Annotated in this window: 11 protein-coding genes and 1 tRNA gene; 5 read left to right on the top strand and 7 right to left on the bottom strand. The window is 30.9% G+C overall.

All coding sequences use genetic code 11. The features are described from left to right. Nucleotides 1-17: 17 nt before the first annotated feature. The 4 genes from HYY52_07295 to HYY52_07280 are packed head-to-tail and all read right to left on the bottom strand — an operon-like array spanning nt 18 to nt 4,842. Entirely contained in the window at nt 18-638 is a 621-nt protein-coding gene (locus tag HYY52_07295; protein MBI2996488.1) for an S-layer homology domain-containing protein, read from the bottom strand. 26 nt (nt 639-664) lie between these two features. Beyond that, nucleotides 665-1,795: a bifunctional diaminohydroxyphosphoribosylaminopyrimidine deaminase/5-amino-6-(5-phosphoribosylamino)uracil reductase RibD gene (gene ribD, locus HYY52_07290; protein ID MBI2996487.1), complete on the bottom strand. Its 1,131-nt coding sequence runs from the start codon at nt 1,793-1,795 to the stop codon at nt 665-667. Next, on the bottom strand, nt 1,782-3,068 hold the full coding sequence (locus tag HYY52_07285) for a hypothetical protein (protein ID MBI2996486.1): 1,287 nt from the start codon (nt 3,066-3,068) through the stop codon (nt 1,782-1,784). The genes ribD and HYY52_07285 overlap by 14 nt, the downstream gene beginning before the upstream one ends. Before the next feature lie 4 nt (nt 3,069-3,072). Continuing rightward, complete coding sequence (locus tag HYY52_07280; GenBank protein ID MBI2996485.1) at nt 3,073-4,842, bottom strand: long-chain fatty acid--CoA ligase; 1,770 nt, start codon at nt 4,840-4,842, stop codon at nt 3,073-3,075. A 38-nt stretch (nt 4,843-4,880) separates the two neighbouring features. Here HYY52_07280 and pyrR point away from each other — a divergent pair, with 38 nt between their 5' ends. Then, the gene (gene pyrR / locus HYY52_07275; GenBank protein ID MBI2996484.1) at nt 4,881-5,423 is read left to right on the top strand and encodes a bifunctional pyr operon transcriptional regulator/uracil phosphoribosyltransferase PyrR; all 543 of its coding nucleotides are present in this window, start codon (nt 4,881-4,883) and stop codon (nt 5,421-5,423) included. Then, nucleotides 5,398-6,459, top strand: coding sequence for an ATP-binding cassette domain-containing protein (locus HYY52_07270; protein MBI2996483.1), 1,062 nt, complete (start codon nt 5,398-5,400; stop codon nt 6,457-6,459). Before pyrR ends, HYY52_07270 begins: the two co-directional genes overlap by 26 nt. A gap of 27 nt (nt 6,460-6,486) precedes the next feature. On the opposite strand, the gene HYY52_07265 is transcribed toward HYY52_07270, so the two are convergent. After that, a complete protein-coding gene (locus HYY52_07265; protein MBI2996482.1) occupies nt 6,487-6,801 on the bottom strand; it encodes a hypothetical protein in 315 nt (104 codons plus the stop codon). A 64-nt stretch (nt 6,802-6,865) separates the two neighbouring features. Between HYY52_07265 and trpB the strand changes: the two genes are divergently transcribed. Next, nucleotides 6,866-8,029 (top strand): tryptophan synthase subunit beta, encoded by a 1,164-nt coding sequence (gene trpB, locus HYY52_07260; protein ID MBI2996481.1) that lies wholly within the window; start codon nt 6,866-6,868, stop codon nt 8,027-8,029. Here the strand turns inward: trpB and HYY52_07255 are convergent. Continuing rightward, nucleotides 8,013-8,645 carry a 1-acyl-sn-glycerol-3-phosphate acyltransferase gene (locus tag HYY52_07255; protein MBI2996480.1) on the bottom strand — a complete coding sequence of 211 codons (633 nt, stop codon included), beginning with the start codon at nt 8,643-8,645 and terminating at the stop codon, nt 8,013-8,015. The genes trpB and HYY52_07255 overlap by 17 nt on opposite strands. Before the next feature lie 75 nt (nt 8,646-8,720). On the opposite strand from HYY52_07255, the gene HYY52_07250 reads away from it, so the two are divergent. Continuing rightward, a tRNA-Ser gene (locus tag HYY52_07250) sits at nt 8,721-8,808 on the top strand. A gap of 240 nt (nt 8,809-9,048) precedes the next feature. On the opposite strand, the gene HYY52_07245 is transcribed toward HYY52_07250, so the two are convergent. Then, on the bottom strand, nt 9,049-9,891 hold the full coding sequence (locus tag HYY52_07245) for a hypothetical protein (GenBank protein ID MBI2996479.1): 843 nt from the start codon (nt 9,889-9,891) through the stop codon (nt 9,049-9,051). Nucleotides 9,892-10,211: 320 nt separating this feature from the next. On the opposite strand from HYY52_07245, the gene HYY52_07240 reads away from it, so the two are divergent. Then, nucleotides 10,212-12,380 (top strand): S8 family serine peptidase, encoded by a 2,169-nt coding sequence (locus HYY52_07240; GenBank protein ID MBI2996478.1) that lies wholly within the window; start codon nt 10,212-10,214, stop codon nt 12,378-12,380. Nucleotides 12,381-12,501 lie beyond the last annotated feature (121 nt).

Here is a 12,501-nt window from a genome sequence, read left to right as displayed (position 1 = left end):
CAAATTTCAAATTTGTTTTACTTTATATCTTTGCTAAAAGGTGCTCCAATTGCTGCTGTTAATCCTCTCGACAGATCTCTAAAATCAATAAATAAACCTTTTATAACTCTTTCAAATAAAAATCCTTTTTTTCTTTCTGCATAAGCTAGTCTCTTGTCATGTTCTTCTAATTGAGTTTTTTGTTTTGCTACTTGTTCTTCTAGGGCAGTAGTTCTTGTATCAATTGCTGTAATTTTACCTTGCAGCTCATCAACACGTGTTTGAATTGTTTTTAATTCATTTGAAAATTCATCTAAAAGTTTTGCTAATTTTGCAAGATCATCTCTATCTTGACCAATCTCATCACTAAAATAAGTAGCTAAGTCATAAACTGCAGCAGCAAGTTCAAACCGAGTAGTTGGTTTTTTACCTTTGTAAGTATTGTCTGGATATCCTTCTAATACATCATATTTTTCAACTAACTCTTTAACAGCATTAAAAGCCCATACATCACTTTCTACATCTGGTAATTCATTTATTGCTACTACTGTTGCATCACGTTGCTTTGCTGCTTGACCATAAGCACTTTTACTAGAAGTAAAAAAAGTAAAAATTAATCCAGTTAATATGATTGGCAAAACTGTAAGCTTAAATGTCATTAATTTTTCTCCTTATAATTTCATCATTATATCTTAGTCCTTAGCGATAGCATAAAGTCATTACCAATTGCTTTGTAATTAAATAATTTAAACTTATATGCTTCATCAATTTTTTTAATTTGACTTTGACCAAAATCAAGACTTGAAATTGTACTATTGTCACCAAATACTTTTGGTGAAATAAATAAAATATATTCATCAATTAAATTATTTATAATCAACTCCCCACCTAATTTTGGACCAGCTTCAACAAGAACACTTAAAATTTCTTTTTTACCAAGTTCAAAAAAAAGCTCTTTTAAATTTAATTTGCCACTATTTGTCTCACTTAATTCTATAATATTTAACTTAGTATTATTCTTTAAATAATGATTTAATTTATCTTTTGGGTGCCCTGACTTTGTAACTAAAATAACTTCTGCATTATTTTTATAGACATTTGCCCCTGGACTTGTAGTTAGATTTGTGTCAAGAATTATCCTTAATGGGTTTCTACTATCATTAATATCTCTTACTGTTAACTTAGGATTATCGACTTCAATTGTACTTGCACTAACCATTACAGCATCATATATATTTCTTAATTTGTGTACTTCTTGTCTTGCAGGTTTTTCTGTAATCCATTTACTTTCTTTATTTATTAAAGCTATTTTCCCATCTAGTGTTTGTGCTTGTTTTAAAGTTACCCAAGGAAGCTTTGTTTTCATCCACTTAAAAAAAAATTTATTTAATTCTAATCCTTCTTGTTCTAAAACAGTTGAAATTACTTTTATATTATTTTCAATTAATTTCTTTTCTCCCTGCTTATTAACTTGTGAGTTTGGATCATAATTACAAAACACTACTTCTTTAATTTGACTTTTAATAATTAAGTCAGTACAAGGAGGAGTCTTACCAACATGACAACATGGTTCTAAATTTACTATTAAGGTTCCATCCTTCACTAATTCACCTGCTTGTTTAATAGCTATTACTTCAGCATGTAGCATGCCAGCTTTTTTGTGATAACCTTTTCCAATAGGGATTCCATTCTTATCTAAAACAATTGCACCTACAACTGGATTAGGGGATGTCCTACCAAGCCCAATTTTTGCAAGGGTAAAACATTCTTGCATAAAATATTCTACTGGAGTTTCTTCTACATCATTTTTGTACATAACTTACAGGCCCTAAAGGATTATTTACTCTTACTGTCCTCCTGCTAACAACAATTGGAAAATTTAAACCTGATAATTCAGCTAAAACACTTATAAAATATAAGCCACTCATATTTTGAGAATTTAATTCAATGTTTCCCGAAAACTCACCCTTAGAATTTACTTTTATACCACGTTTTAATGGTATTTCTTTAGGTGGGCCGGATTGAATTGAATTTATAAGTACAGGAGCAAGTATTGCTGAAGCTCCACCAGTAAAAGGTGCAGCACCAATTGCACCAATAACTCCTAAACCACTTAAAATCTTAATAAAATTATTTTTCGAAGTGTCAGCAAAAGCAATATAATCCTGTGGAGGGAAATATGGCTTCAAATCTTCACTGTCAAAATTACTATTATTTCTATTATTTATCTTTGTCTTATAATCGTTATCAAAATATGCAATTGAAACTGCTTTAAACTTAAAAGGTGGATTAATCTTGCCACTTATAGTTAACTTTTCACCAAAGGATAATACTGGCTTTAGCGGTTCAAACTCGCCACCTTTTGTAATAAACTCAATTACTGATGCAAATTGTTTTTTATCTTTAGATAATGAAAAACTACAACCAATATGACTTATATAAGGACTGTATAAAATCTGTGAGTCATCAGTATGAAGTGAAATAGCTTGAATAAGTTGTCTGGCTAAAAGTTCGTTTAGTTTTATTTTTTTAGAATCTCCCAGATCTTCTTTATCTCCATCAAAACCTTTTATAACTTCAACGGTTGCACCTGTACCACCATTTAATGTATATCTTTCATCAGGAGATTTGTTCTCTTCATTATAAAAAGAAAGATAACCCATCCGTACTAAATTAGAAGCATGCTCACGAGCTACTTTTTCACCAATACTATCTCTTACAAGAGGAAGCAAGCCCATAAAATTTCTTTCTTCATTTATTAATTGATAAATTAGTTCTTCAAATTGTTCAGGATTAATTTCTGTGGTTTGAATGATATTGTTATTGTTATTTAAATTTGTTTCATTGTCCTGGGGAATTAAATAATTATTTATAATTTCAATTCTCTCAGCAGGAGTCTTAGCAGTACTTGTTTTTGCAAAAATACTTTTTTCAATTTTTGTTAATCTTTCATTTATACTTAAATCAGAAAAAGACTTACCAAATATTAATTCTTCAATCCTGAAAACTTCAGAAGTATCATTGGCAAGAACAAAAGAAAAAGAAGTAAAGAAGCAAAGAACAAGGGTAATAATAAGAAATAACTTCATTCTTTTAATCTCCTGGATACATCGCATCTATAATCCTTTTGTACTTTTCTTCAACAAATTTTCTTTTTACTTTTAATGTAGGCGTAATTTCACCTGTTTCAATTTTAAAATCATTTGGAAGTATTGTAAATTTTCTAATTTGCTCATAGTCAGAAAAGTTAGAAGTTCTTAGCTTAATTTCTTCATCAATAAGATGAATTATCTTAGAATTAACATTTAAGTTATTTGTTTTTTTGTAATTAATATTATTTTTTTTTGCAAAATCAATAACTGCTTGCTCATCCAATGTTATTAAAGCACATAAATATTTTCTTTTATCACCAATTACTACTGCATTACTTATATAAGGAGAATTTTTTAAGGAGTTTTCAATATTTTGAGGTGCAATATTTTTACCTGCTGAATTAATAATAATATCTTTTTTCCTGTCTGTAATTTTTAAAAATCCATCACTGTCTACTATTCCTATATCTCCTGTACAAAACCATCCGTCCTGAAAAGCTTCTTTGGTAATTTGCTCATTCTTATAATATCCACAAAAAACATTTGGACCTTTAATTAATACTTCACCATCATTTGCTATTTTTATTTCAACATTAGGCAAAGCTTTACCAACAGTACCAATTTTAAAATCTTTTAAAGTATTAACTGTTGCTGGTGCTGAAGTTTCAGTTAAACCATATCCTTCAAGTACAGGAAATCCTATCAGATGAAAAAAATTAGCAACTTCTATAGATAATGGAGCACCACCAGAAACAAAATACTTTAGTGTAGGTGAAATGCTTTTTCGAATAGCTGGAAATATAATAGTTTTTGCTAAATAACAAAGAAAAATATTTTTTTTCTCATTTTTTGAAAAAGCTAAATCAATTAATTTCTTTTTAAATCCTGTTATTGAAGCTAGCTGCATTTTTACCTTGCTATAAATTTTTTCCAAAAGTCTTGGTACAACCAGCATGATAGTTGCTCCTGAATCTTTAAGTGCAGCTCCTATTTGATCAACACTTGAACAATAAGAAATAGTTGCACCTGTAGAAATTGTGTAATAAAGCCCTCCTACTCTTTCAAATACATGAGACAAAGGTAAAAATGAAAGAAATTTATCAGTTGGTTTTAAAGGTAAAACTTGAGGTAAAACACTTATAACACTTAAAATATTTTTATGAGTTAAAATTACACCTTTAGGTTGACCTGTAGTTCCAGAAGTATAAATTATAGTAGCGATGTTATCTTTATCTACATTTTTAAGATGATGATCAACCAAGTAAGGATCTTTTGAAAAATTTAATTTTCCTTTATCCATTAATCTCTTCAAATTTATTATTCTTGGATCATTTTGTGGAATATCACCTTTATCTTCAATTACAACAGCATAAGTGATTCTTGGTAGTTGCTCCCACTGGGATCTTATTTTTTGAAGTTGTCCTTTATCTTCTAGAATAATAATCTTAGCTTCAGAATTATTTAATATATAATTTACTGCCTCATCACCTAAGGTTGGATACATAGGAATAACAATCCCGCCACAAGTTAATATAGCTAAATCACAAACAGCCCATTCATACCTTGTCTCTGATAAAATTGCAACTTTATCGCCCTTTCTTAATCCTAGTTCAATTAAACCGTATGTAAGCTCATATAAAATTGTTTTTAAATGCTGCCAAGTTATACTTCTGTAAGGCTCATGGCGTCTTAACCTATACTCAACAGCTATTTTATTCTTACATTTATTAGACTGATTTATAAAAAGCTCTGCTAAATTCCTTGATATCATATAGATATTCTAACTGATCTAACAAAAAGGAAAAAGCAATGAATGTAATATTAGATAGCAATGAAGTAACAAAAACTTTAAGAAGATTAGCTCATGAAGTAATAGAAAATTATGTTGATCTAAGTAACTTAGTGATTGTTGGGCTTGTTACAAGAGGTGAGTACCTAGCTAAAAGATTGAGTGAAATTATTTCCCAAATTGAAAAAGTACAAATTCCTTATGGACATCTGGATGTAACATTATATAGAGATGATTTGGATCACAGAAAGTCTTTAAAGCCAAGTAAATTAAGTATGCTGCCAAATATTGATAATAAGCATATTTTATTAGTTGATGATGTTTTGTATGAAGGCAGGACAGTAAGAGCTGCATTAGATGCCTTAAAAGATTTTGGCAGACCTTCTTCTGTAAAATTATTAGTTCTTGTAGATAGAGGTCATAGAAAATTACCTATTAGTGCTGATTTTGTTGGTAAAAATATTCAGACAAATCCAAATCAAATAGTAAAAGTTTTTGTTTCTGAAGTTGATAAAAAAGATTGTATTGAAATATTAGATGAAGGAAAGGTTAAATCAATTTAAGAAATTGAGTACAAGAGAAACAATTATAGAAACTAAAAGCTTAACAAAACACTTTCCTGTTCAACATGGTTTTTGGTCAAGAACTACAAACTATGTACAAGCAACAAACAATATAAATCTACAAATTGAAAAAGGACAAATAATTGGAATTGTTGGAGAGTCAGGATGTGGTAAGTCTACGCTGGGGAAATTAATCCTAAGACTTTTAGAACCTACTTTAGGTGAGGTTTTATATAAAGGTATAAATATTCATTCTCTTTCTAACAAAGAACTAAAAAAACTTAGAGAAAAGCTACAAATAGTTTTCCAAAATCCATACTCAAGCTTAAATCCTAGAATGAAAATTCAAGAAATTATAAGTGAACCAATTTTAGTTCATAAAATCATAACTAACGGAGGGAAAAAAGAAAAAGTAAGGGAAAGAGTTTTAGAACTTTTAAGTCTTGTAGGTTTAGAAGATAAACTTAGTAATAAATATGCTCATGAGCTATCTGGTGGACAAAGACAAAGAGTTGCAATTGCAAGAGCACTTGCATTAAACCCGGAATTTTTAATTCTGGATGAACCTGTTAGTGCATTAGATGTATCAGTTCAAGCACAAATATTAAATTTGTTATTAGACTTACAAAAAAAACTTAATTTAACTTATTTATTTATTTCACATAATCTTTCAGTTGTAAGTTATATTTCAACGCATATAGCTGTAATGTATTTAGGACATATCGTTGAAATTGGACAAAAAGAACTGGTTATAAATAACCCACAACATCCATATACTGTAGCTTTATTAAGTGCAGCACCAAGATTAGCAATCAGCAATCAGCAGTCAGCAATCAGCAATAAAATTGTTTTAAGCGGAGAAATTCCAGATCCATCAAATCCACCTAGTGGTTGTGTCTTTAGAACAAGATGCCCAATTGCAAGGGATAAATGTTCAGTTGAAGTCCCTCTTCTTATAAAACATAATGCTCAACTTGTAGCTTGCCACTATGGAGGAGAACTTAAAGAGAACCAGACTATAGACTATAGACTATAGACCTAGGAAAAGTCTTTGGTCTTTGGTCTATGGTCTTTGGTCTATTTCTACTGCTCCTTCAATTGTAGTATGTTCTAACTGGTTTAAATATTCTAATCGTTTTCTTTCTGCTTCAGCAAAATTTGATGCTTCAACTGTAAACATTTTTATAAAACTTAGAGGGATTAAATTTTTAGAAAAATTTCTAAAGATTGGATTGTCATCTGGTTCATAACTTTCTAGTTCAACATAATCTTGTCCAACTCTTATAACTTTTCCAACAATGCTACTACTATCATGGAAGTAAACTTTTATCCATTGTTTATTTTCTGCTGTTCTTTCTAATCTGCTTTTTATATTCATGGGATTTATTCTAAATCAATGTTTTTTATATTTCAAGAGGTATTGGTGTTAATATATTCATATTATGAACCTAGAATCTATGGGTTATTACGGAAAATATGGTGGTACATTTGTTCCTGAAACAATAATGCCCGCTCTTGAAGAGTTAGAAATAGCTTTTAATAAATGTAAAAATAACAAGGAATTTAATTCTGAATTAAATTTACTTTTAAAATCTTATGCTGGAAGACCTACTCCACTTTATTTTGCAAAAAGATTAACTGAATATTTTAATAAGGGAAGGATCTATTTAAAGAGAGAAGATCTTTGTCACACTGGAGCTCACAAAATAAATAATTGTATTGGACAATCGCTACTTGCAAAAAGGCTTGGTAAAAAACGAATCATAGCAGAAACTGGTGCAGGACAACATGGAGTAGCAACAGCAACTGTATGTGCACTGCTTGGTCTTGAGTGTGAAATATTCATGGGTAAGATTGACATGAAGAGGCAAGAGTTAAATGTATTTAAAATGGAGTTATTAGGAGCTAAAGTAATTCCAGTTTCAATTGGTTCACAGACATTAAAAGATGCAACAAGCGAAGCAATAAGAGATTGGATTACAAATATTAAAAACACTCACTATATTATAGGTTCAACTGTTGGACCACATCCCTATCCAACAATTGTTGGTTATTTCCAGTCTGTAATTGGAAAAGAATTACAAAAACAAATTAATAAAACACCTAATTACATTATTGCTTGTGTTGGTGGTGGATCAAATTCAATTGGGATATTTTATCCATATCTTGGAAATAAAAATATAAAATTAATTGGCATTGAGGCGGGTGGTATCTCACTAACAAATGGACATCATGCTGCTACTCTTACACTTGGAAAACCAGGAGTCTTACATGGTTCATTTAGTTATTTATTACAAGACAAAAACGGACAAGTTAAAGAAGCTCACAGTATTTCAGCAGGTTTAGATTATCCAGGTGTAGGACCACAACACTCTTACTTAAAAGATAAAAGAATTGTTATATATAAAACAATTTCTGATAAAGAAGCTTTATGGGGGTTTAAGCTTTTATCAAAATTAGAAGGAATAATTCCTGCATTAGAGTCTGCGCATGCAATAGCTTATTTAAAATATTTAATGCCAAAAACAAAAAAGAATGAAATTGTTATTATAAACCTCTCAGGAAGAGGAGACAAGGACATTAACACAGTCAGGAATTTTTTGTAAAATCTGCTATTTTAAATCCTGTTAATTCTGCTAGTTTTTTCGCACATTGCCATTTTGCATTTTCAAGATTACGATCCGGATAAAATAATTTTCCAATTTTTACTGTGACAGGTCCAAATAATTTATTTGATCCAACTATTCCAACTGGTAGAATCGGAATACTATTTAAATTTGAAATATAAGCAGGACCAATATTTGGTTTTCCTAGAATTCCCGGTGTTTTATTTCTTGTTCCTTCAAGAAATGTTCCAATGCACCAACCTTTATTAACAATTTCTTTAGTTGCTTTAATTGTTGTCTTTTCAACTTTTTCTCTGTCAACAGAAAATGCTCCAAGTCTTGTAATAGCCCACCCTAAAACAGGCATTGAAAATAATTCTTTTTTTGCCATATATGCAATTGGAATCATAAGAACAGTAGAGACAATTGGTGGATCATTATTTGACAGGTGGTTTGGCATTACAACAAAAGGGTTTTTATCTTTTGGAATATTTTCTCTTCCATAAACCTTCATTCGATAAAAGATATAGTAAACAGGTACAAACAAAAGCCAGATTGCTAAAAACTGATAAAGTTTTGTAATCCAATTATATTGATTTGGATTATAAATCGCCATAGAGTAAATAATAACTCAAAGTGTAAGCTATAAGATATAATTTAAAACCTAAAGCAATTTATGGAGTGTTATAAAGGAGGGGTGTCCGAGTGGCCGAAGGAGCAGAGCTGGAAACTCTGTGTGCCCCTAAAGGGTACCAAGGGTTCGAATCCCTTCCCCTCCGAATGTTTCCAGTTTTTACACCTTTTGCAAACATAGCAAACGGCTCTCTGTAGGTAGGGACTAGGTTTGGGCCGCAAAGCTTGGAGTTCGAGGGCTTTGGAGATAGAGCTACAGACTGTGATTGTCGCGAATATTAAGATGAACTTTCAAAGTAATATCAAGCAGCTTTCCTGAAAATATAAGATTTTTCTTGGCTAATACAAGTTCGAACTTCCAATCCTACAGGGAGTTTTTATTTTTTTTAATCTTCTGAGTTGCAAAGATCTACTAATGAATCATGATTATCATCTAGTTCAAGTATATTTTGATAATTGCTCAATGCCTGATTTAGATCTTCCTTAGCTTCTGCATTTACATTGTTTGGGATACACCCTGATACCTTGTTTGTCCTAAGATTTCTAAAAATAGTAGAAGAGCATATTTTTTTGTTAAGACCCTCAATTAATTTCTCTAGATTGCCAAGCAGCCTTCTAATTTCATCATTACATTCAAAGAATGATTTTCCTTGAGCAAGTTTTATTTGCCTTATTAAACCATCTATTTTTTTACCAAGTATTAGTCCTTGTTTTGATGATTTTTTCAAAATATTTTTTGCATTTTGCAGATTACTGAAAGTTGCTTCAAGTAACTCTAATGCTCTTGAGGTGAGGGTACTAACAAAAAGAACGTTTTTCTTTACTGATTGTATTGGACAAATCTCAGCCTTGCCACAGCCAATGGGATTATAGGTCCATTCAATTGTATAAACTCCTGGCTTTGTAATTCCTAAGACAGGAAACTCGCTTGGTAATATTTCAGATCCATCACACCCACCACCATTTTGAGATATGTTACCAAGATAGAAAGCACTTCTAATCAAGATGTCATTTACTTTGACTTCACAGAGTCCACACCCATGAAATGTTTTGAAGGTTGGAGAAGTTATAAATTTATCGTTTAGAGCTACAGGCTCTAGTACAGAAAAGTCCACTAGTTTATCATTAAACTCACAATCAAATTCTGCTTTAACATAGGAGAAAGAAGATTCTAGGGAAGTTACTAAAATTGCTGCAAGTAAAATCTTAATAATTAATATCTTTCTCATAATTACTTTTAATTAAGACTAATGTCCGAATTTGTTTGCTCCGTAACCACGTAAAGAATTTAGGTTTCTTAATATTGCAGGACTTGCGCAAAAGCCATGCTAAAGCTGCAGATAGTAAGTAGATAACCACAGGCGTAAGCCCGTTAGTGCTCCATAAATTAATTGAGACTTAAAAGATAATACTAATGGTTACCCCTTGCTGATAATATTTATAGCTTTTTAAATAAATAAAAAGGACCAAACTAATTTATTTATGTGACATACATCATTTAAATTCCGAAAAATTAAGGGTATAACAAATCTTAGGAAGTAGTAGATATATGAGAAAATTTTCTGCAATTATTTTAATTTTATTTCTTTTAATACCATTTGCTTATCATGCAAATGCTCAAGTTTCATCAGTTATAAATATCCAATCTTTTGATGTAGAGGTTAATCCAAAAACAAATAAAATTTATGCAACAAATGCACCTGGTTCATTATCAATAATTGATGGTTCAACACATGCAATAATAAAAACAATTGATTTGATGGGGGAAGCTAGAGCTATAACTATTAATCAAGATACAAATAAAATTTATGTAACAAACAGAATTACAAATGAAATTCACGTTATTAATGGCTCTACAGATGCTCTCGAAGCAACAATTCCAATAAGCACAAGTTATGTTGGGCTTGGAGAAATCGCTGTTAATACTGTAATGAACAAAATATATGCTTGTGGTGAAATCTCTGACAGTGTTTATGTAATAGATGGTGTAACAAATTCACTCCTATCTACTATACCAGTCGGGAAAAACCCTAACTCAATTATTGCTAGTCCAATTTTAAATTTTATGTTTGTTGGACTTGGTGGTGCTCATTTTGTAGTTGGTATTGATTGTTCTAGAGATAAAGTAACCATTACAAATTCACGTTATGGTAGCAGTGTTATTTTAGGTGTAGACCCTATTACATACAAAATATATATAGCCGATGGTCAAACAAAAAAGATTGATCATCTTACTAGTGGTGCTGATAATAATGTTTTGGCTTCATCTTCACTTACCGGCGGTATTCCAACAGGAATAGCAGTGGATAACGCCTTGAACTATGTATATGTAATCTCTTCTGTAACTGAGGCTCCAATAGTTACGGTACTACAAGGAGGCTCATTAAATAAGATAACCAGCTTTCCTATTGGTGGGAAACAAGGTTTCTACAATATAGCTGCTAATCCAATTACCAATAAAGTCTATATTGCTGGTAATACTACAAGAGGGATTTTTGTAATTGATGGTAATAATTTAAATCAACAAGGATCTTCTTCTAGCTCTTCTAGTAGTGGTGGCTCAATCAGTGAACCGTTTACAATTCCTGAATGCAAGTTTTCTAATAGCTCTTCAAGCTTTCTTAATCAAGTTACAGAAAACGGTTTTGAAAATTCTGAAGTTGATCCTGAAGAAAATTCAAATAGTGGATCTCAATTCTCAATAGATTTAACATTGAATGATTTGAGCAGTATAAAGGGAAACCTAATTCTTGAGTTCTCAAAAGTACTAAACAGACCTCTTAGTTCTGTGGTAAACAAGATTAAAAAATCAATTAAATTAATTACAGATGCTAGAGATGCAGCTAGAGATAATGATGTTGATGTCTGTAGTGAGAGTATTACAGAAGGAATTGATCAATTAGACCTTGCAATTAGTGTATTAGAAAAAAAACAATGTAAAACAAGAAGTAAAAATTTACAAAATTGCATTTCACCAGTAATTGTTGAAAAATACATTTCAAATGTAGAAGATTCATTTAATAGCCTTGAGGAAAATTTATTGATAGATGAAGACCAGGATGGCATAGCTGATACTTGTCTTTCTTCTGAGTTTAAAAGTTCTAAAGAACCAACAAATAATAATTCAAATACAGAAAGTACACTTAGTGCTCCAATTAAAGATCAATTTATTTTAAAATTTAAGGTATCTGAAAAAGACCCTTCACAAATAGCTTCTGAATTAGCATCAAAATATGGATTGCAAATTCTGCATGTATACAAATATGTTTTTAACGGTGCAGCTGCAATAGTTCCTCCAGGCAAAGAAAAGACTCTACTTGAAGATCAAAACATTAAAGAAGTAATTCAAGATTACACTGTATTTACTGCCAGCAATTCAAGCTATGAAATTGATAAAACAGTTCGATATTTATTTAAAGATCAAGTACTTACGACAGGGATAAATTGGATTGATGCTGAATTAAATCCAAATGAAGGGGATGGTTGTATGGTTACAGTTGCAGTTTTAGATACAGGAATTGATTTTAGTCATCCTGATCTAGATGCAAATATAAACACTAGTTTAAGTGTTAACTGTACTACTCCTACAACACAAACATGTATTCCTGGTGGTCAGGATGATTACATGGTTGGTGGTGTTCCTGGGCATGGAACTGGTGTAGCAGGAATTATTGCAGCAGAAGACAACGACATAGGAGTTAGGACTTACGGTGAGTAAAAGGTCAATTATTTAAAATAGTCAGCAATTAAGAGTTAAAATACATAAATAAATATTCAACTCATGGAACAGATTTAAGTGAAATAACGGCCAAGTTAAGTTGAAAGGACTTAATTTTATG

The sequence above is a fragment of the Candidatus Melainabacteria bacterium genome, assembly GCA_016193285.1.
Classification (GTDB): domain Bacteria; phylum Cyanobacteriota; class Vampirovibrionia; order 2-02-FULL-35-15; family 2-02-FULL-35-15; genus JACPSL01.
The sequence above is the reverse complement of the archived record's forward strand: the minus strand, read 5'-3'. Positions and strand labels throughout refer to the sequence as shown.